This window comes from Haematobacter genomosp. 1 (genome assembly GCF_002196855.1).
Classification (GTDB): domain Bacteria; phylum Pseudomonadota; class Alphaproteobacteria; order Rhodobacterales; family Rhodobacteraceae; genus Haematobacter.
On sequence record NZ_NIPW01000027.1, the window covers coordinates 157,773 to 179,823 of the forward strand.

The following is a 22,051-nucleotide window of genomic DNA, read 5'->3' on the forward strand; positions in this document are numbered from 1 at the left end:
TACCGAGATCGCCGCTGAATTCAACATGGACCGAACCCATCTTTGCCAAAGCGGTCCGGCATCATGATCTGCGCTAGCGCCTTCCTAACCTGACAGAATTTCGGGAATTGCGACCCACCAGTTTTCTCGCTGATTTCGGGGCTGAAAATCTTCTCCATCATCCACATTCCGCCAAAACACGATAGCAAAGACACGCGCGCCAAGCTCGCCACTGTCCTCGTTCAGAAACCTCCCAGAGGTTTCACCCGCAAGACGACCTTCGGCTACATGGATTGATCTGCGCCCGCTACCTCCCGCTCTCATCGCACCGACAAACAACGGGTCACCGGTCTTCAGTTGCCGAATGGTCTTGGACATCGCGTCAATCTTTTCATCATCCCCCCTTGCCGGGAAGGACAGATAGACCTCGCGCAGGCTGCATGGAACACCGGCTTGAATAGAAGATCCCGCGGCCGGTAATGCGTTGCTGACCCGCGCCCGGCTCGCTTCTCCGGTAAGGCAGGCACCAGGCGCGGCTCTGCTGCCATGGGTAGAACTGACAATCGACAGGAACTTGCGTGCCCGTGTCACGGCGACATAGAGCAGGCGCCAGTCGGCATCACTCAGAACCTGACTTTGTCGTGTCCAGTCGGCATCACAGACCACGACATTGTCGAATTCCAGCCCCTTGGAACTATGCGCGGTCAGCACCCTGACCCCGATCTGTTCGCCCTGCCAACTCTCTGCCCATTCGGTAAAGTCATCGAGCAAATCCGCTGGAGGAAGGTTCTCCCCCTCCACCAGCCCCGCAGCTATCTGGTGAAGGTGCCGTGACAGCACATCCGACCAAAATCCAGGATCGCTTGCACATAGCGCGATGGCGCGAGAGCGCAGATCCTGAGCACCAAGCTGCTGACCTGCATCGATGCATCTGTTCAACCAGTTCTGGATCTTCGTCGCCTCGCGAACACGCAGAAGCGGCACGAGGCCCCTGATGTTCCGGGAAACCTGCAGGCCCCTACGGGAGAGCTCTTTCTCAACCAACTCGACATGCGCGCGTTGCCGCACAAGGATTGCGGTCGACGACCAGTCCCATTCTCCAGGCGCGAAACGAGCGGACTGGTCCAGAAGCGCCTGAGCCGCAGCGGCCGCCTGAAACGCGATGCCTCGCCCCGCCGGTGCAAGAAGCTCGATCTGGCCGCGACCAGGGTCGTCATTGCGGTAGTAACTCCCCTCTGAGGGCAGAGCAGCGCGTCCGGGATTAATCGTGATGGCGTGAACCTTCATCCGGTCGGCGACATTGGCGATGATCCGGCCCGCTGCCGCGATGATCGCGCCAGATGAACGGTAGTTCCAGAACAGTTCGCGGCGCTCGGCACCGGGAAAATGCGCATCGAACTCGCGGATGAAACGGCCGTTTGCGCCGCCGAAATCATAGATGTTCTGATCGTCATCCCCGACGGCACAAAAGCGGGTAGTGTAAAGATCATCGGCCGATTTTGCCTCCGCCTGCCTGCGCTTTTTCGCCTGCTCTGCAATCTCGCAGATGAAACTGAACGAGGCCTGGGTTACATCCTGATATTCATCCACGAAGACCCAGCGATAAGTTTGCAGCGTGTAATCCGACAGGTCACCGCCGCGCGCACGATGACGTTCCAGCAGGGCCGTGGCACGCTGCAACACATCAGCGAAAGGATCGGCGCGGCCGCCTTCGGGCGCATAGGGATTTGCGATCTCCGGAGCCACATCATGAAGGCTGTGCTGCAGGCTTTCGCCAAGGATACGCAGGGCAAAGGCATGATAGGTGTGGACGGCGACCGTTCGACCAAGTGCGCCCAGCCGCGCGACAAGACGACTGCGGATTTCGTCGGCCGCTAAGCGCCCGTAGCAAAGCGCGAGAACCTCCTCGGGCGGCACACGCTCAACCGACACGAGCCAGACGATACGCTCGACCAGAACCCTCGTCTTGCCTGACCCCGGCCCCGCAAGAACCAGCGTGTCCTTCAGATCTGTTCCCGCCTCGACAATCGCACGTTGACGCTCGTCCAGCCCGGACAGCATATCCTTTTGCCGGGCAATGGTCGCAGGCCTGTTCGCATTGACGAATGCGCGATCATCATGCGGGAAGAACCCACGCACGACATTTTCGACTGAATGGGTGAAATAGCTCTGCAGCAACTCCGGCGCGCGGGAGGTATCCTTTGCAACCGCCTGTGTATAGCCCTCCATCGCGTGCAGCTGCCATATTTCCTCGGCCTGAATGGCGGCCAACCCGCGACGATATGCGTCTTTCGTATAAGAGTTGCGCTTCGTGCCAAGCAGATCGACGAAGCTGATGCGGCACTCGTCGATCTCGGGAAACAACCCAGGACCAATCTGAATTTCGCCTGTGTCCATCAGCCATTTCACCCCCCGCCCGATGATCTCCTCCAAAGATCGGTCCGACAGCGGCACGCCGTTCGCATCCGACCAAAGACCGGCAAGATCCATCTCGGCACGCCGCAGATCAGTCGCTAATTCCGGCATGGTGAAGCGCGCCTGTCCAGCTTTGTTCGCCACCATCTCGAGCGCGCGCAATATGGCGGCCTGCCGCTCACCCGATCTTATATGGCGATGCCGAACTTTAGACCATTCGGCATCCTTGTGGATCGTTATCGGAGAGCGCGGCGATAGCGCCTTGAAATCCAGTCCGAGAAATTTTTCGCGCCGCAGTGACAGCAAGGCATCGCGGATTTCGCGGGGGCTGGGCTCGAGTTCTTCTGCCTGCACATCCAGCCGCTTACCTCCGCGCAGCTTCAACCGCAGATCGGCAAGGGACATGCTTGGCGGCGGCAACGGATTTGGTTTGCGTCCCTCTCGATCTGCCGATGCCTCTTCTTCGGCGCGCCGGGCATCGTCATCTGCCTCCAGAACCTCCAGCAGCTTGCGTTCCAGAATCAACCGCGCTTCGGACTGCCTTTTTCCGGCATCAAGAGGTCGCTTGCTCATGATGGAGATCTCGATCTCATGCGCCCAGAACAATACACCGGCCTTGACCAAACCGCGCACGGCGTCATTCGCGATGGCTTCGCTCTCTAGATCGAACAAGCCCATCGCTTCGGCAAGCCTATCCTCGCCCAGCGGTTTCCCCATTTCGTCCCGCATGGTCCAGCCGCCCTGCTCTAGGATGGCAAGCAACTGTTGCTGCCGCCGCGGCAAAAGATGCCGCGTTTTCAGCCGATCAAGCCGGACGCGCAAGGCATCTAGACGCCGTACCGGTCTTTCCTTCCGCACAAGGCCCGCGCGCTCCAGCGTGTCGATAATGCGCTCGATGCGGGCAACCGTCTGACGCCAGCGCGCGGCAGAGGCGGCCCCCTCTGCCACCTTGAAGATGTCGCGGGCCATCACCCGGTAGGGGGCGGAAAAAATCCTTGTGCGCGGCCCCTTCCTTTCGGCTGCGGCACGGGAACCGGATTTGCGCCGCGCCTCGGCCATCGACAGAAAGAACCCAAGGGTTGCATCCACATCCTCTTTGCTGACCTGAGCCTTCGCGATCCGCGCAAAGCCGCGGTCGATCTCATTGCTGTCCGAAAAGAGAACGCAACGCGCGGGCTGCCCATCGCGCCCCGCGCGCCCGGCTTCCTGCACATAGGCCATCAGGCTGGACGAAATTCCCGCATGGATCACCAGCCGCACTTGGGGCGGATCCACCCCCATGCCGAAGGCGATCGTCGCAACGATGATCCTGACCTCGCCCGCACGGAACGCCACCTCCGCCTGATGGCGGACGTCCGGGTCAAGCCCGGCATGGTAGGCTGCGGCGGCCTGTCCAGCCCCTGCCAACGATGCTGCCAGGGCTTCGGCCTCGTCGCGCGTGCCGACGTAGACGATCACCCGGGCGTCGGGTTCGTGCTCGGAAAGGATCGCGCAGATTGCAGCCGTGTCGGCAGAGCCCTCGCGCACCTCATAGGAAAGGTTGTCGCGATGGGCGCTGCCGTCGATCACTTCCAGTTCGCGTCCGTTCGCGGCGCGCATTGCATCAAGGATATCCTTGCGCACAGCCGGCGGCGCGGTCGCAGTCAGACAGTGGACCGGGGCGGTATCGCTGCCGGGCGCACCCACCCCATCAAGCCAGGTCAGGGCGCGGCGATAGTCCCCGACAAAGCTGTTGCCCCATTCGCTGATGCAATGCGCCTCGTCAAAGATCCATGCGCCGATGCGGCGCGTTGCAAGCAGCCGCTTGAACCCATCCGACGCCAGTCGCGGAGGTGCAACGTAGAGCAGCGCCGCCTCCCCCCCCAGGATGGCATCATTGACGGCCTGGCGCTCTATCTCAGACAATTCGGCATTCAGATGAAAGACGCCCGGCAGCCCTGCCGTGCCCGCCTGTGCGACCTGATCCTTTTGCAGCGCCTTCAACGGTGAGATGACCACCGAAAGATCGCCGGTCCGCCGATGCCGCTCCATCGCTGCCAGCTGGAAACAGCGCGACTTGCCACTGCCCGTCGGCATGATCGCAAGATAGGAGCGGCGCGCGAGCCCCGCCTCCATCACTCGCTCCTGAACGAAGCGGTCCTCGGCATCACGCGGTCCCCGAAAGCTGAAGGCCTCGCCTTCGGGAGGGGGAAACCATTGCGCCGCCCGTTCGGCGATCGAGTCACCTTCCCGGCACCAGCGACAGTGCCCACGCCAACAGCCGCCTTCGCGCAGCTGATCCAGCACGGAGCCGAAACCAGGCACTGCCTCCAGCAACCATGGAGCCGGAGCGCTACGAGAATTTCGGTTTCTGACCCAACTGAGCGCATAGGCGAGTGACCAGCCATCTTCCGAACGCCAGCTGTGACGAAGGGCCGCCACCAAGCCTTCCAGGCAAAGCTGCCCGTCGAACATGCGGCGCAGGTCGGCCAGGACTCCGGCGACCTCTACCCGCGTGTCACATGGAGGAGCACTATCGGCCCCATACCCGCGCACCTCGTTGAACAGGGCATTGTATCCGGCCGTTCCTGGGCCAAGCGTTGTCAGAAAATGCAGGATGCGCAGCCAGTCCGGCTCCATGGCCTCAAACGCATCAAGTTGACTGCGCAACAGGTCCATCGACAAAAGCGCGTCCTGCGCCGGGTCATTGCCAAGCCAGGCCCCGTCCTCTTTGTAGGACTTTGTCAGCGCGTGAGATTGTTTTTCGGGGAATGCAAGGGGGGACAGGCGAAGTGTGTCTATGGTGACCAGGTCAGCCGCAGCTGGTTGGTATCGGGCGAGTATGCCGATATCATGCGCATCAATATTATGCCCGACGGTAAATTCGTTCCCTCGCAACCGGGCAACAATCTGTCTGGCAGCGTCGGCCTGCCCGGCAGGATCTGGAGCCAGCCGCAGCACCATCTCTTTTGACACCGTGGCAAAACCCACGACGGCAACATCGAAGATACGCTGATCACCAGCCACACCCTTAGACGCCGCCTCAATGTCGAGCGCCTGACAACGCTCAAGCAGATTCGTGCATATGGTTGAAATTAGGTCATTCATGTGGTGGTGCAGGCAGCCGATAGCGACCTTGGCGTTATCATCCCGGAATATGCCCTAAGCGTGGCAAAAACCGAGAATTGTCCATCTCGCCCAGGGCGGGAACCCGCCCCCTCACCGGCCAGCGTCGTCCAAAAACTTTCACGTACGAAAAGTGATGCATAAGCTTCACTGCGGAGAACCCACTCGGGGGATTACAGAGGTTCCCGTGTTGCAACGCTGCCAACTAACGCAGAGCATCCGATAGATCCAAAGCACGTATGAAGCTCTGTGGAGAGACCGGTTTGCGATGGGCTAAGTCATTACGCATAGACGCAAGAACCTCAATATGCTCAAGTTCTGTTCGGGAAAGGTGCGCGCGCAACTGATATCGCAGCGCCCCCAATTCAATGTTCTCCACTTCACTCACCTGCAGCTTTAGCAGGTGATCGTCTATGCGCAAAAATTTCCGATACCGGTCAATGATCCGTAGACGGTGTTCCTCAATCCAAGGGAATAGCGTCGCCAGTTGAGCGCGCCATGTTCGCAACTCTATTTCTTTGATCAGCCCGAGCGCAAGAAGATGCACGGGGCACTGAAAGCTGCGGCTGCCATAGTTCACCTCAAAACCAAAACCACGATCCGCATTCCTGCGCAGCCACCCTTCCGGAGCAAGAATGTCCTCCTCGCGTTGGCTCACGAGATCCGCAACCAGATCCAGGCGCCAGCCGCACAGTTCTGCGGCTAAATTCACAGCCAGATCCTGAAACAACGCTGATCGGCCAGATGGAACATGGAACTCTGCCCAGATCATCGCATCAATCCGCCTCACCCGACCGCTCCATGCGATCTGAACGAAACCGTCTGCGGTTGCGATCGCCGAACCCAGGAACAATATCGCCAGACCGTCGCCGGCCAGTGCGCGCTCGCGGGCAAAGCGTTGCAAAAACACCTGCCAGACCTTCTGGTCTGCCGGGGGCAGATCGCTCCCTTCAACGATTGCGACAGTCTCCGGATTTGCGACAAGCGCTTTCATCGCCGCGTCGCAACCAAGTGCATCCGCCAGCCTGGCGAGGGGGCTTTCGCCCGCCCCAACCTGAAGCCGATGGGTGCTGTGGCTGTTTTGAAACCGGCGCGCCAGTTCTGTGGGCAGCCCGGGCGGGATGGACGGATCAAGGGCAAGGACAGCGCCGCCCTGAAAAACCGTGGCCTCCGCTTCGGCAAGGAATTGCGCCGGCGTCGGCAGGCTCCAGACTTCAGGCGCCTGAATGCTCATCAGCGCACGCGCGCTGCCGCAGGTCGTTCGCAGGTTCGGAAGACCAGCGCCGCAAGGGCAGAACTCCGGATCAGGTTGGAACCGTCGGGGGCAGGCCGGAACAACCCCAACCGTTCCATCAACCGGATGTCCCGATCCGCCGCAGCGTTTCCTTCCTCGACCAGCAGATCGATCAAGGTGCCGCGCTCTTCGCCTTGACCCAAAAGCTCGACCGCCGTGCAGAACAGGGGGACAAGGCTTTCCGGCAAGCCGACCTCGCCGGGCAAGATCCCGAGCTTTTCGCCCATCGTGCGGATCGCTTCGGCGGTGGCTTTCCCACGCCGCTCGGTCACCAGCGTCTCCAGCTGGGTGCGCAGTCCGTTCAGCAGCAGAGGCGAGCCGCCCGTCACATCAAGCAAAGCGTCACGACACTCGGCGGTATCAAGCGCCTGAAGGCCGCCTTCGGCGAGCCATGCGCGCACCATGTTACGCTCCCATGGGCGGGCCCGGAACATCTTGATCTCGACCCGCTGATCGGCAGCGGGACGCGCACGGGCAATGTGCTCATGCGATCCCACAAATACCAGCAGGACCGTCCCTTGCTGGGATACCAGCTCGCGAGTGGCGAGCCAGCGCACCCACTTTTGCGCTCCTTTGGTTGCCGCTGGGATCACCAGGACCCGACGACCGTTGGACCGTTCGACCTGACGACGCAGATCATCATCCCCGCCAGTGAAAAGACTGCCGCTGAGAACCCCCTCGCCATCCCGCCAGCCATCGGCCAGTTCCGCAATGGCCGTGGCCGCATCGCTTCCCCAGATCCCGGGTGGGGCCACCACAAAGCGGATGCCGGGGACACGGGTGTCAAACAACGCCTGCAGCGCATTGTCCGAGAGCGGCGAGCGGCGCTCGGACTGATCCGGGCGGGCGCGGCGGTGGTAGAAGCTCGGGTCATAATCGACCCTCGGCTCCTTCTCCGCGATATGCAGAATTTCCTGTTCCAGCTGTTCGCGTTGACCCAGCATCTGGGCGACCTGCGCCCCCCGCAACCCATAGCCCCCCTTCCCCGAGCGGTTCAGCACGCCAAGGTCGACCATCTCGTCCAGAAAGGCGCTGAAATCCTCGGTCGGCAGCTTTTCAAAACCGCGCGGCCAGAAATTCTCAACCTCGCGGAAGATGAATGCGGGGCTCATCGCGTTCCCGTCACCCTCGGCATTGTCAAGCCGGTAGAGCGCCAGGACCTTGGCGATCAGCTCGTATCGCGGGTCGAGATTCAACGTCCACTGAAAGCGCTCGCGGATCTGCGAGTTGATATCCTCGTTGCTTTCGAACAGATTTTCCTTCTCGAGCGACCAGCGCGGACCCTGCCCCCTGGGTCGAACCTGATTGGACATCCCCTCGAGAAGCGCCTTGCAAAACACCTGAACGAGCGACGGATAGTAATTGACGCGGGTCAGCACCGCGTGAACCAGATCCGGCGAGGCATAGTCAAAGCCCGCTGCACGCATGGGCTCGGTTACCAGACGGCGCGCCTGGACGCTGCTTGCGCTGGTGGTGTTCATCGGCCCGATGCAGATCGGCTCTCCAAGATGGACAAGCGGCGAGTTCGGCGCCCTGGCCATCCGGCGCACATTGTGCAAACCCGCGAAGACGGTTTTGAAGCGCCGCGCCGAGATTTCCATGATGTCTTTGAGGCGGTTGAGGTTCGGGAAGCCGCTGCGCGCTTCCGAGGCGAGGAACATGTCGGCCTCGTCGATCAGTAGCAGGATCCTGCGCTCGCCGCCGCGATCCAGCCAGGCGAGGATGCCATCGCGAATGTCATCCGGGCTTTCCGCCGATTTGGACAAGACCTCGCCTGCGGTGAGTTCGCGCTGGATCAATGTCCAGATCTGATCGGCGGACTGCACTTGGCCGCCGAATTCATCGATCTTGAGATAATAGGCATGACGCCCGATATCGACCTGGTGGAAGCGCTTGCGGACATGGTGCAGCAATGCGGATTTGCCAAGCTGCCGGCCGCCATAGACCAGACAACCATCCGCCGTGGTGGATTCGATCTTGGCGATTTCCTCCTCGCGGCCAAAGAACATCTCTGGCGGGATTTTCCCGGGGCTGGTCGTATAGGGCTGGAGATAGCCGAACGGGGCGGCGCAGGTGAAAAGCCGCTCCATCCACGAACTGCCCGTCGCCAGATAGAGCAACTGCGCCTCGTCGATCAGCAGCACGGTCTGTTTCGCGCGCCGCATGGCCAGGGCAAAGTTCTCTCGCCGCGCCTTGGTCAGGGTCCCGAAAACCAACAGGATACACGGGGCATCGCGCCCGACCTTCGCCAACTCGCGCGTGACCTGTTCGTCGTCGATGTTCCCGCTGGCCAGAAACACCGGATAGCTGCCCCTAGCCTCACTGCCGAAGGCCGGTGGCAGGAACCAATGCTGCGCCGTCAGCTCATCGCAGCGCATCCGCATGGTGCGCAGTTGCGACGAGAGAATGGTCTCCCTCTCGATCACGACCGAGGTGAACCCGAGCCGCTCCATGAAATTGCGAAGAGACTGGCCCAGGTCGCCGCGATTGGGGCTCATCGCATTTTTCAGCGCGCGCCAGTTCTCGAACAACTGGCCAGAGCGCTTGCGTTCCCCTTCGTCCAGCGCGGTGAAATCCAGCGGTCCGAGCCGAGCCCCCTTGTCGATGGCCGGCGAGATTTTCCCTCCGCCGGTATCCTCCGTGGCGAGGGCCACAACGAAATCGGGGTAGAAGATCGAGAAATAGTCCTCTTTCCCGTCTTCGCTCAGAGCGAGGTTCTGTCCGTTCTGCAAACGGATCACGATATCCTCGACGGTGAGAAGATCGCGCTCCGCAAGGCTCGACACGACCTCGCGCGCCTGCGCGACCAATTCCGGAACACCCTCAGACTGATAGCGTTCAATCAAGGCCCGCAGCCGACCTTCCTGGTCGCGCATGATCCTGTCGCGCACGGAATCGCGCAGCTGCCGACCAACGTCGAGGACCGCCGCCAGCTGAGGGAAATCGGCCGGAATATCACGGGCGCGTATGCCGTCGCGCATGGGCAGAACGGGGTCGCCTTCGGAAGCCCTGGAGACGACCTTTTCGATCACCGTAAGCCGGTCGAGCCATTGCTGTATCTCTTGCGACGTGCTGAGGTCGATGCTTTGCAGGGGCTCCAGCTCGTGGCGCAGTGACTTGATGCTGCTTTTTGCATCCTTGACGGCTGCCTCCAGCACCTCGTCCTTCTCTTGGGTCAGGTCCACCAGATCGGATTCGGCCAGGATCCCCGCTCTCTCAAGTCGGGCCAGGATCTGGCCCGCGGGAAGAAGCGCGCGCTCCTCGAAATGTCGCCGCAGGGCGGTCACCTCGTCGGGCGCAATGTCCTGAGGTGAGGAGAGCGCCTCCAACAGACGGGCACGCTGAATGCGCCGTTCTTCGGCATATGCGGCATCCTCGGGCGCAAACGGCTGACAGATGCCGGGCAGGCGCAGCAAGGGGAGATTCATGACATCCGAGATGCGCCCCGCCGCAGCGACGCCGGCACGCCCTTCAAGAACAGCAATGAGATCTTCGATTGCTCTATCAACGCAGATTTGCACCGCTGCATCGAGGTCGCCCCCGGACGACGGCTCGCCTCTGACCTGCTCCAGCTCCTTCCTCAGGTTGCTGATATACCGCTGCAAGCCCTCTCCGTGGCGACTATCGACGCCACCATCTTCATGCCTTGCGGTGCGCCAACGCAAAAGCAGCTCTGCCCCATCGCGTAGCTTACGACAGATCCAGTCCAGTGCCGTGCCACGGATCGCATCGCTTCGGGGGCGATCGAGTTCTTTTTCTTTCGTGGTAACAAGATCTGCAGCAACGCTCTTGTCGCCCGTTAGCCCCAGCAGAAACTCGACCCCGGCATCAACCGTTGCGAGGTCGTCCAGGCTGGCGGCCTCGAAGAACCGGCCCAGCTCGCCTTGCGCGGAAAGGATACCATGCAAAACGGTGTTCGAGGGGGCGTGCTTGTGTTGAGCCGCCCGCGCCCCAGGCAGCCAACCCTGAATCTCCGCGACCACTTGCGGCAGGCGGCGTTGCTTTTCGACCCCGGCCAGCGCACGCAACTCGGCGACGCTGGGCTGAAGATCATGCCGCAATTCGGTCAGGCTGTTCACCACACCGGCATAGGCCGACCATTGGCCGGCGAGCGACAGATTGGCCAGCAGATCTCGCGCGTTGGTGTCTCGCGCCATCAAGGCCGGACGCAGAAGCGCCGCGAGTGCAATCCCGCGCGCTCGTTGCCCCGCCAATGCGCTTTCGCCCGCCGCGCGATCCAGTGCCGACATCGCCGAAGCGAGCAGCTCTCCCACGGCCTGGGTCGAGGGGTCATAGGGCCCGGTAATCGCCGGACCAACGGCAAGCGCACGGATCAGAAGCGGTGAAATCGCCACGTGATAGCCATTCTCATCCGCCAGATCGGCGAAATGCCACGCCAGAGCCGTCTCGCCGTTGCCAAGGTAATCCGCCAAAAGATCATCAAGCGACCTGCGGCCGGTCCAGACCGCCGCAGGCTCTTCGTCTGCGCCCTCGTCGTCACCTTGCGCGTTCTGCTCTGACGCTGCGGGCGCGGGTTCATCGAAAATGGCCGAAAGCCGGGCAATCTCTCCCGCGGCTTGCGGCAAATCTTCTTGCGGTGCCGGGGCAACGATCTCTGTATCTGGAACGGTGGCGGGCTCGGGGACCACTGCGACCACAGGCTGGGGGGCGACCGTGTCCGATGCCGCCTGATCCTCTGGAGCCATCGCATCTTCCGCAGGTCCGGGCATATCCTCGTCGCCGGAGGGTCCCACGTCGGCACCCACGACGGCAGGAGTGCTCTCGAGTTCCTGCAAGGCTGTGCGAACCGCTTCCTCCAGAAGTCCACGGGCCGCGTTCTCAGCCTCCTCCATCAGCTCCGCTTGCTTTCCGGCGGCCCTCAGTTCGGCTTTGCTGCGGTCTCGGTCCGCCCGTATCTCGTCTTCGACGCGCACCGCTTCATCGCGGCGGCTGAGGGCAATCTGCCAATCGGCTTCTGCCACGATCACCGGGCCGATGGCGGCTTCGACAGCGTCGATGTCGTAGCTCGCCTTCGCTTGCGCGAGAAGGTCCTCCCCCCCGGGGAAATCGGAAAGCCAGCCAAGCGGAGCAAAAAACGCGGCCCGTCGGGCTTGGGCCCTTTCTTTCTGCCGGGTGTCTGCTTCGCGCAGATGCTCAGCGCAAGCGGCCTGAAGGTCTTCGGCCAACCCCAAAAGGTCCGAGGCGACATCAACGTCCGCTTCCAGCAGCCGATCCAAGGTCTCGCGCATCTGTTCGCGCAGGACCATCCATTCCGGTAGATCCCCCTCTTGGCGGTGCGCAGCCGTGGTCTCTGGCGGCGGGCTGGCATCACCTTTCAGAAACCGTATGAACAACTCGAACACGGCCCGCTGGGTTGGGGCCATCTTCCCGACAATCTCGTCCATCTCCCCCGCCTCGAGAAGGGTCGGGTCAGCGTCCAGTTCGGCAATATCTGGCACCGCGCCTTTCAGCCATCTCCAGGCTCTGGAGCTGGGCGCGCGTTGGCGGTCCTTTTCCCGCCCGGACCTCTGGAATGCCGATTCCAGCGAACGACACCAGCCCGGGTTCGCATTCATCCGCTCAAGCAGCGCGGGATAAAAAAGACCGTCATCGCCCCTGTCGGCTTTGTCTATGAAGTCGAAATGCTCTGCAAATCTCCGCCGGTCACTCGGGATGATCTGAAAGATTTCCAGAATCAGCTCCGGCGACAACAAAGCCCCCCCCCCCTCGGACAACATCAACGAAAGTTCCTCTCAAAGTCATCGGTTAACACGTTATTGCAGGCCCTGAAGCTCATCCAGAGGAATTATGTCCTCCTTATGGCAATTGGCGCCCCAACCATGCCATCGCCGTTGATATCAAAGACCGTCGCCGAAATCGCCCGCGCCTGAACGGCGTCTGAAGCCGTGAAATCATGGCGATGCACACCACTGACCCGCCACCCCGCAAAGCCCTGATCAAGATGGATGGTCAATTGCCGCCCATCTTCCAGAATGATCGCAAGGCTTCTGCCATGCGCCATTCTGGACTTTGATTGCAGGGTGACGACAGAGCCGGGGGCCAATTGCCGCATAACGTCACAGCGCACCGCATCGGAGGGGAATGCATCATGCAGAAGCCGCGGCTCGTCGCGCGCCCTGTCCGCAAAGGCCAGCGAGATTTCCTTGCGCGCGCCTGCTGCGCCCGGCGACGACTTCAGCACCTCTGACAGCAACCGCAGCGTGAAGGGGGTGAGGAGATAGCGGTCGCTATAGATCAGGCTCCGAACGCCGACCGATCGCATCGCGGTGATCTCCAGCGGCGCTTTTGCCGCCAGCCATTTCCAGAACCGCTGTCCGAAACCCGCCACGGGCCCGTCCATCTCGTTGCCGACATTCAAAAGATGGGCATTGCCAACCCCAAGCTCGACCAGCCTCAGTGCAGATAGCCTTGCCCCGATTGCAAGCTCTGGCGCGGGGCCGGTGATCACCGGGGCGATGGCACCACTGCCCCACTCTGTGCCGGGCAGAGCTTCGGTCGGGTCCAGAACCGCAAGCGCCTCGCCGCCGTTCCCGCAATCGAAACCGGCAATGACACGGGCACCCGCAGCCATCGGGGATATATCTGCCCGATGCAGATCCGCCACCGCGGACAGGGCAAAAACCCCGAGTTTGCAAGAAAGGTCGAAACCCGCGCCGGTCAGTGCCTCGTTGGACAAATGGAGACGCGCCCGCACGCCGGCTACCACCGCGCGGTCAAGCACGCGACGCAGACGCCATCCGCCAAGATCCCAGGCCGCGGGGTCGCCATGCAGCCAGATGTCCAGCGATTTCAGACGGCCGGATTGCGCCCGCTCGGCCAGCAGATCGACAGCGCTTCGACCAGCCAGCCTTGTTGCCGGGCCAAAGACCTGCTCGCTTGGGTCGAGCGCCAGGCGGCGGTGCAGCTCTTGACCCAGTTCCAGCGCGCCGGGCCGATCAAGAACAAGGTCACGCCGGTTGAGATCCGGGCGCAGGATGCACGACGGGCACCCTTTGCGACAGCCATCGGGGCAATCAAGCTGCGACACGGCACGGTCCAGACAGGCCTCGAGCATCGAAGGCTCGGCCATACGGGCGACGAGACCTGCCCCACCGGCCGCACGATCGTAGAGAAACAACGACAGGCGCACCTCCTGTGCCGGCCCGGTCGAACGGTCGGTTGCGGGACCGATCTCATCCGGCTCTACGCCAAGTCGTTCGGCAAGCGCCTCACGCAGCGCGGCGGCCAGGGCCATGGCCCCGCCAGCCGTGGCGCCCAAGGGCAACTGCCACTCCCAGATGTCGGTTCTCGTGATCTGGGCAAGGTGGATATTTTGCTGGATCCGGCCGGGCGTATTCGCAGATGGGCAATAACCGTCCTGGGTCAGCTTCAGATGACGCCCCCGCATAAGCGGCCGGTGAAAGCGCATGGTTTTCGACAACACGGTGTAGATCCCCGGCTGAGGTCGCGCCTCGGCCTCGGCGCGCCCGCAATCGAGGCAGATCGCAAAGCCGCCGCCCAGCGGGCCGGCAACCGATGGCGCCACCAGCCCCGCAGGATCACAGCGCATCCGACCAACGCCGTCGCCCAGAGCGACCCAGTCGCCGCCATGGGCCGAAAGCCGCAACGGATCGGTCTCGACATGGACAAGGTTTTCGTAGCCGACATGGGCGGGTTTGCCTCCAAGGAACCCAGCGGGCCGCAGCACCTTTCGGAAGGTCAGTTGCGTATGGCCGCAATTCGGACAAACAGACGGATCAGTATTGTCCAACCCAAACGAATGACAGGAATGGCACGACCAGAGCGTGCGCAGATCCTCAAGCCCCGAGGCATCCGTGCCCGCTTCCCAGGCGGGCAAGATGCCCTCGGACTGATGGACAAGTCCGTCGATCACCAGTTCCGCACCGGGCGCATATTCGCGGATCGCCTGATCCAGCGGCCGCGAGGCCGTGCCACGCCTGAAATAGCTTTCCCCGCCAACGTCATCCACCTGCCGCTCAGAGATATTGGCAAAGCTGACCACATCGGTCGGGAAGCCGTAGGCGGGCGTGAAACCGCGACGCGCAAGCTCGCCCAAAAAGAACTCACCGGCCAGTCGCTGCGCGCGCAGCTCGATCGCCTTCCGCGCATCCTTGTCGGGCGCCGCCAGCGCCCCCTCCAGCAAGATACCGTGCTCGGCCCGCCAGCGCTGGACCAGCAGCGCGAACTCGGAATGGCATTGCACGATAAGGGATTGCGGATCACGCGCGGCAAGGCATGTGCCTGTGACCAGGGGGGCAATGCGCGGGCGCTGCGCCACGCCCCCGTCGCCATCCAGCGCGATCAGGAAGGCATCGGCCAAGGCACCGGGCAAAACCGCCTCGTTTGCGGTCTGACCCGCCCCCAGGAAGGCCCCGATGCTGCCCCGCACATCCTGCCCGCCGTTTTCGGAAAGCCAGGCCGCCAAAAGCGCCGCATTGACGTGACGCTGCACCAGAGACGGGCTGTCGAACCACACTTTCGGCGCGACGATGGGCCTGCGCAGAAAGACCGAAGGGTTATCGAATACCCGGTGATCGAGCGGCAGATCGCGGCAGAAGGTCAGGGTGAAAGCCCATGGCTCGCCCCGCCGCCCTGCCCGCCCGGAGCGCTGGCGGTAGTTGGAAAGCGCAGGTGGCACGTTCGAGTTCACGACCAGCCGCACATCCGCGATATCGACGCCCATCTCCATCGTGGTCGAGCAGTTGAGAAGATTGATCTTCCCCTCGCGGAACTTTTCCTCATAGCGCTTGAGCGTCGGGCGTTGGATCTGGGCAGAATGTTCCTGCGCCCGGATATAGGGCGGGAAGGCGGCCAGCCTGTCATGCATGTCGGTCCACAGCCCCCGTGCGCGCAAGGCCGCAACCTCGGGGTTGGTCTCGGCCCAAAGAGCGGCTTGCGCGCGCTGCTCGGGGGTCAGGCCGCCGGCATTGACTACGGGCAGTCGCGGAAAGCTCAGCTCGACCATGGTCTGCGTCGCATCGTTCGGGCTGCGTCCCGCGACCGACCAGCCGTAGGGGCGACGCGTCACCGGGCAAAGCCAGGCCCGGTCCAGCCTCTCGACCGCCGCGCGCCCGAAGTCCAGGCGCCAGGCACCCTGCCCGATGTCGCGCGCCGCCCCGCCACAGATCAGCGACCAGAGCGCGGCCAGAACCTCGCCCGTGCGGTCTTGATCCAAGGCGGAATCGGGGCTGCCGCCGGTCAGCGCATAGACCAGCTTGACGAGTTTGTTGCGTTTGCTTCTCGGTCCCGGCCAGCGACGCGACCGCTCGGCCAACTGCTCGGGCGGGGCGTCCGCCGGGTGAATGGTATTGAGCAGCCCGTAGCGCGGCGCAACAAGCGGGACCATTTCACGCGGGATCTCGACCGCGAGCGACTGGCGGAACACCATATCCACCGCCAGATGCGCCAGTGCCGCCCAACCCTCGGCGTCGACCCCCGCCTGCGCGAGCGGTGCTGGCGGCCCAGCAAGCCGCGCTCTCTCTGCCATCGCCGGAAAGACCAGACGCACGAGGCCCATCGTTTCAGGGTTGTTCTGCACCCTCGGCCGCCGGAACAGCTCTCGGAACAGGAATGCCTCCGACAGCTTCAAGGGATCGTCGGCCATTTCCTTGCCAATGCGGCGACTGCGCCAGATGTCGCCCGCGTGGTCTGTCAAATCGACATGCCCGGCCAGACGCTGCACCAGATCGCGCCAGGCGACAGGCGCGGATGACGCGCCGGTCAGCTTTGCAAGCTCGCGCTCTTTGTCCTCGGCCATGTCATCGAGACCGACGGCCCGCAGCTTTGCCACATCGTCTTGCAGCTTGGCGATCTGCGCCGGATCGCCAATGGCACCTTCCTGCACGCGGTGCCACAGGAAGGCGCGGGTCAGACCGCGCTCGGCATCTTGCTGAAGTTTCGCGGCAAGACGGGCGACGCCCTGGCGGCTGTCCGTGAATGTCAGCGCCCGCCGCCCTCCTGCAGGCAATCCGGGCGCCCCGTCCGGCGGCACGATATCGTCCATCAGCCCGCCAAGGGCATTCCCCATCAGGAAGGCCGGGCCGAAACGCAGCCCCATCAACCGGGCCGATCCGTCCCGGTCGCAGCATTTGCGGTCGGACGGATCGTAGACAATCTGAACCCTGCGCGCCCGAATGCCCTCGGGTGCGGCATTGTCAAAGATGCGGGTATCATCGGCAAGCCAGACATCCTCGCCCGGCATCAGCCAGGCTTTGCCCGTCTCCGCAGCCATCACCTCACCCTCATCGGGTTCGGCATCAAGGGCGTAGTCATCCCCCTCACCCGGTTCTGGCGGTTCCAGCCTGGGTTCCGCTCCGCCATGGAACACTCCCTGCAGGAACACCTGACCACAATCGGAGCAGGAGACGACTTCATAGACCGGCGCACCACAGTCACAGCGCGGCCGTGCCGAGAACCAGACCGCGCCGAACGGCCAACCCGCTCCATCCGCCGCAAGCTCGGGTTGACGACAGCCGCAAGCCGCGTCGGGACAGGCCCAGATCCCGCCCTGAGCGCGGTGGAAGAGATGTCCGCGCCACGGCAACAGGCGTCGCCCCTGACGGGTTGCGCGGCCCAGAAGGTCAAGCATCCTCGCCGCCGCTGCCCGTTTTGTCGGGTCCCCGGACAGAACCATTGCAACCCGCGAAAGAGTCAGCCCCTCTGTCGCCATCTCATGCCAAAGATTTTGTACCCGGGGATGGGGCGCCAGAACGGCTCCGGCGGCTTCGGGGGTCATCCGGGCCAGCACGTCGGCATCCAGCGGGGTGTCAGCGCCCGGCTTCGGTAGGACCGGCGCATCTTCTTTGCCCTCGATGACAGCGATCCGCACCTTATTCTGCCCGGCAAGCGCCGCTGCATAGGCGCGCAGCTTTGCAGGCGCATCCGCCTCGCCGCCAATCGTCGCGGAGGTCGCCATCAGCCGAACGTCCTCCGAGGCGACACCAAACCCGGCCCGCACGCGGCGCAACAGCAGCGCCATTTCAGCGGCCTGGCTGCCGATATAGCTATGCGCCTCATCGAGAACGATCCAACGCAACGCCCCCTGGCTCGCCTCAAGCAAGGGTTGATCCTTCGTTCGCAGCAACAAATACTCAAGCATGGTGATATTGGTCACCAGAATTTCGGGCGGACATTCCCGGATCCTTGCGCGAGAGCGCAGCTCGACCCGGTCCGATTTGATCGCGGCCTCGCGCTCGGTCTCGGGCGTGTCACCGTTCAGCAGCGCGAAGCGGACCTTGCCGCCAAGTCCGACCGCCCAGGCTGCCAGACGCTCGCGCTGGCTCTCGATCAGGGCGTTCAGCGGATAGAGCAATATTGCCCGCACGCCGCCGCCCGGCCTTGGGTTTGCAAGGATGTCCTGCAGGATCGGGATCAAGAAACACTCGGTCTTGCCGGCCCCGGTGCCCGCCGTGACCAAAACCGACTTGTCGCCCTCCAAGCTGGCACGCCACGCCTCAAGCTGGTGCTGGCGCGGTTGACTGTCACGCGCCATCCTATTGCCCGGGGCACGGTCAAGCGCATTGACCAGATCGGCAGTCAGGATCCCGCCGGCCAGATCCCCCATCGTCTCATGTGCCAGACGCCAGGATTTCGCGGCCTCGATCACCGGATCGGCGATCAGCGCCGTGGGTGCCCCGGGCGGCGCGGACAGGACGCGCAAAAGCAATGCGTTCAGCCCCATCGACGCCAGCCGCGATCGCGCAACCATGCCCCGCGCCGAACGCTGCGCCAGATGGCCGATTGCGGGCAGCAGGTTGGAATTCGAAGCATTCATCGAGCAAGCTCCAGGGCAAGGGATACGGCGGCAGGCAAAGCAATGTCGAACCAGATCGGATCGGCGGCGCGCAGGGCGATCAACTGAAGATGTTCGCGGGCGTCGGACTTGGGTCGCAAGCCGGTCGCCACTTCGGCCGCCACAAGGGGCGCGTGCAGAAGCGGGCGAAAGTCCTCGCTCACCGGCAAGGAAACGCTCAATTCCACAGCCGCGACGCCCGCAACCCCATCAGGCAAGCTCAGCGCACGGCGCAGGGCCTCCTGGGCCGCGGCTGCAAGCGTTCGGCCGGCACTGGGTCGCGCCAGTGGGACGATTGCGCCGGTGGATGTGACCGCCAACGGACGTTCCCCCGCCCTCGCGAGCGCCTGGCCCAGATGGGCCGAGAGTTCGGGCCGCAAAGCGATGATTTCTCCGATCGTCCGGGCCAGGCGATCGGCAACCAGGGCCGTGATCTCGGCCTCGGGAATGCTGGCAGAGCGAAGCCGCGCGCGAAAGCCATCGCGCACCGAGACCAATGCCTCTGTCCAGGCGGTGCAGGGCACAAGGGGCCACCAGATCGGGCTTTCGGTTTCGATCTCGAGCGCTGCCGCCCGGTCTGCCCGACCGACCCGCAAGACCAGAGCGGCCGCGGCGGCTGGAACCTCGGCAAGGGCCTGGACCTGATCCAGGGAAGAGGCATCCCCACCCTCACGAACGGCGAGGATCAGGCTCCAGATCCGGTCCCAGCCCAGATCAGCAGGCGCAGAGAGCAGATGCTGCCATTCCTCGACATAGGTCTGCACCCGCATCGCCCGGGTCGATCGGGCGATGGGCTGCGCAGACCACGCCAGCGGCCGCATGACACCGCGTGTCTCCGAAAGCCCCTGGACAAACCAGATCCCCTCTTCCTCACCCAGCCACTCCGCCGGGTTCACAAGGCCCTCGGCCTGTCTGGTCGCCTTTCGCGCCGGATCGCCCAGACAGACAGCGGCCAGTCTGGTGACGCCAGCCCCGAGGTTCCAAAGCGCATCCGCCGGTTCGACGCTCCAGTCATGTCGACCGATCTCCAGGCGGGGGGTCTCTTGCCCACCGCCGACCAGCCGCAAATTCACCTTGCCATCTGCGCCCTGCAGAGCCAGCGCCTGATCAAGAACCGACCCGAACTGTGCAAGCGGAACCTCCCCCGCGGCTGAAATGGCCACCTGCGTTCCGCTGCGCGCCATCCGCATCAGGACCGCCCCCTCGCCCGTAGCAGGCACAACGCCGCGCCAACCAACCAGGCCGCGCCGCGACAGGGGCTGATTGGCGCAGACCCGCTCGCCCTTGGCGCTGATGATCCGGGCCGTACGCGACGGCCAAAGCCCGGTCATGGTCAGGCTTTCGGCACGGATCGGGTCTGTCAGGCGCAGGCCGACCGTGCCGGGTTGCCCCTCTGCGCCGAGCTGGATCCCGGCGCGCCCCTCGGCGCCGACCGCCACCGCCTGCCGCTGCGCACCTGCCCACAGATGCAGATGCAGGCCTTGCGGCAGACCCGAGGCCCGAAGCGCAAGCTGACCGTCGGCGATCTCGCGCAGCTCCAACCTCATCGCTTCGGGCAGGACCACGTAGCGGGTTCTGGCCAGAACGACCCCTGCATCGCACCATTCGGCAACATGGCCGCCAAGCACGCCCGGCACGGATCTGGTGCGCAGCTGCTTGCCAAGAGGCCGCATCGGCGCATCCCCCTCGGCCCCGAGCACCACAGGTTGTCCAAGAAACGCCGCAAGCCCGCCCTCAACCGTGAAACCAGAGAACGGCACCCCGAGCACCACAAGCCCGACGCCAGGCGCATCTTTTTCCGCGCCAGTGGCAATAGAAATATCATGCGCGCCGAAATGCGCGGTCCCGCGGCCGGAAACCGCCCAGATCACGCCCCCCGGCCCCGCCGCATCTTCGGAGAAATGCAGCTTATCGGCGGTCGACGGTGTCACCCCGGCCGGTGCCAGCACAAAAACCCGGTCCGCCCGTGTTTGCCCACGGCCTGAAAGCGGCACCAGCACGTCCGGATCCACGGCATCACTCGCCTCTGCCCGCCAGAGCGAGAGCGCTTCATCCGGCGCTGGCTGTCCGGCGTCGACCAGCACCCGCGCAAGGAACCGCCCATCGGCATAGGCATTCAGGAAAACCGGCTCATGCGGGGCGAGCGGCAAAAGCAGCGCGTCTCGACCGGCGTTTCGAACCAGTTCCCAGCCCCCGTCGACCGGCACGGCAAGGAAGCCTGCGCCCGCGTCATCGGTCAGCCGCAAACGCAGATTGCGGTCGACAGCCGGCAGGTGTGCATTTGGCAGGCGTGCCCGCTCGGGGATTTCCGCAACACCCTGCCAGGAACCGTCGGCCTTTCTGCGCAACTGCCTGCGCACAAGGACCGGGTCCGACCTTTGATCTTGCCGCTCGCTCAGCAGTGCCGGGCGCACCAAGGCCTCGAACGCCTCTGGCGACAGGCGCAAGGGCAGGGTCTGCCGCCAAGCCGGGCGATGGGCATCAAGCCAGCCCTCAGCCGCCTCGACAGGCAGATCGGCGGGCAGGATATTCCTCGCCGCAACAATCGCCAGCGCGAGTTCGGCCATAAGGCGGGCCTGTTCACTCGTTCGCAAAACCTGGGGCAGGCCCTCGACCAGCCTCAGCGCGATTGTATCCGCAATAGACGCACCAAGAGGGCCCTCACCCTCGATCGCGGCCACCAGCCCCAGCAGAGCCCCGCGATAGCGCGGCGCATTCGCAAGGGCGAGATCGGGCAATCCCCCTTCGGCAAGAAGGGAATAGAGAAATTCCCTGTGCCCAAGATCGCTGCGGCGCAGCGCTCGGCCCCAGGCGTCGAGTCCACGGCTTGTCAAAGCGATTGCGACCGGGCGGTCATACGCGAGAGAAAGCCCCTCGAACACAAACTCCCAGGTCAGCTGACCGCCGCGAAAGCCGGTCCGGATATGCTCTGACGCCCAAAGCGCAAACCCCTGCGCGGTCGATATGGATTGCGCGACTGCGCCGATGCGCGGACCGAGGAAAACGCGCAAATCCTCACGCTCGGCCTCGGTGATGTTGTAGGCGTAAAGCGGGCGGGCATCGGGATGTTGCAGCCCATTACGCGCAAGGATGCACTGCACAACATTCATCGACAAAACCTCGAATTCAAAATTCCCTCTGACCACCCGCAGCGCCCGATCATCGGCAATACTTTTCGCAGCTGGAATGGAAACTGCGGATCATTCGATGATCCCGCATATACTAGTCCCAAAAGAACCCCTTGGGATTGCGCGGTTTTCGCAGGAATGTATCCAGCCTAGGATCCGGCTTGAATGTCCGGCCGGTCTCGGTGGTGGTGTCACGCGCATGAATACCGCCGGTGCCATCAAGCCCCAAATTAAATCCCCCCTGTCCCGGATCGGACCTCTGCGACGCCAAAAAGGCGTTCCCGCCGCCCCTGACTATTCCCGCCATCCCGGGTTGTG

Annotated in this window: 5 protein-coding genes; all 5 read right to left on the reverse strand. The window is 63.4% G+C overall.

The genetic code is table 11. The features are described from left to right. Positions 1–84: 84 nt before the first annotated feature. Positions 85–5,481 (reverse strand): RecQ family ATP-dependent DNA helicase, encoded by a 5,397-nt coding sequence (locus tag CDV49_RS14245; RefSeq protein ID WP_088216082.1) that lies wholly within the window; start codon positions 5,479–5,481, stop codon positions 85–87. Positions 5,482–5,704: 223 nt separating this feature from the next. Continuing rightward, positions 5,705–6,733 carry a hypothetical protein gene (locus tag CDV49_RS14250; RefSeq protein ID WP_088216083.1) on the reverse strand — a complete coding sequence of 343 codons (1,029 nt, stop codon included), beginning with the start codon at positions 6,731–6,733 and terminating at the stop codon, positions 5,705–5,707. Next, on the reverse strand, positions 6,733–12,504 hold the full coding sequence (locus CDV49_RS14255) for an AAA family ATPase (protein ID WP_218821981.1): 5,772 nt from the start codon (positions 12,502–12,504) through the stop codon (positions 6,733–6,735). The genes CDV49_RS14250 and CDV49_RS14255 overlap by 1 nt, the downstream gene beginning before the upstream one ends. A gap of 95 nt (positions 12,505–12,599) precedes the next feature. Next, positions 12,600–18,587 (reverse strand): DEAD/DEAH box helicase, encoded by a 5,988-nt coding sequence (locus CDV49_RS14260; protein ID WP_088216085.1) that lies wholly within the window; start codon positions 18,585–18,587, stop codon positions 12,600–12,602. Beyond that, complete coding sequence (locus CDV49_RS14265; RefSeq protein ID WP_088216086.1) at positions 18,584–21,715, reverse strand: STY4851/ECs_5259 family protein; 3,132 nt, start codon at positions 21,713–21,715, stop codon at positions 18,584–18,586. The genes CDV49_RS14260 and CDV49_RS14265 overlap by 4 nt, the downstream gene beginning before the upstream one ends. Between the last annotated feature and the right edge of the window lie 336 nt (positions 21,716–22,051).

Excerpts from the sequence above, each read along its gene's own strand:
- CDV49_RS14250 (WP_088216083.1), bottom strand. The coding sequence starts at position 6,733 with ATGAGCATTCAGGCGCCTGAAGTCTGGAGCCTGCCGACGCCGGCGCAA.
- CDV49_RS14260 (WP_088216085.1), bottom strand. The coding sequence starts at position 18,587 with ATGAATGCTTCGAATTCCAACCTGCTGCCCGCAATCGGCCATCTGGCG.
- CDV49_RS14265 (WP_088216086.1), bottom strand. The coding sequence starts at position 21,715 with ATGAATGTTGTGCAGTGCATCCTTGCGCGTAATGGGCTGCAACATCCC.
- CDV49_RS14245 (WP_088216082.1), bottom strand. The coding sequence starts at position 5,481 with ATGAATGACCTAATTTCAACCATATGCACGAATCTGCTTGAGCGTTGT.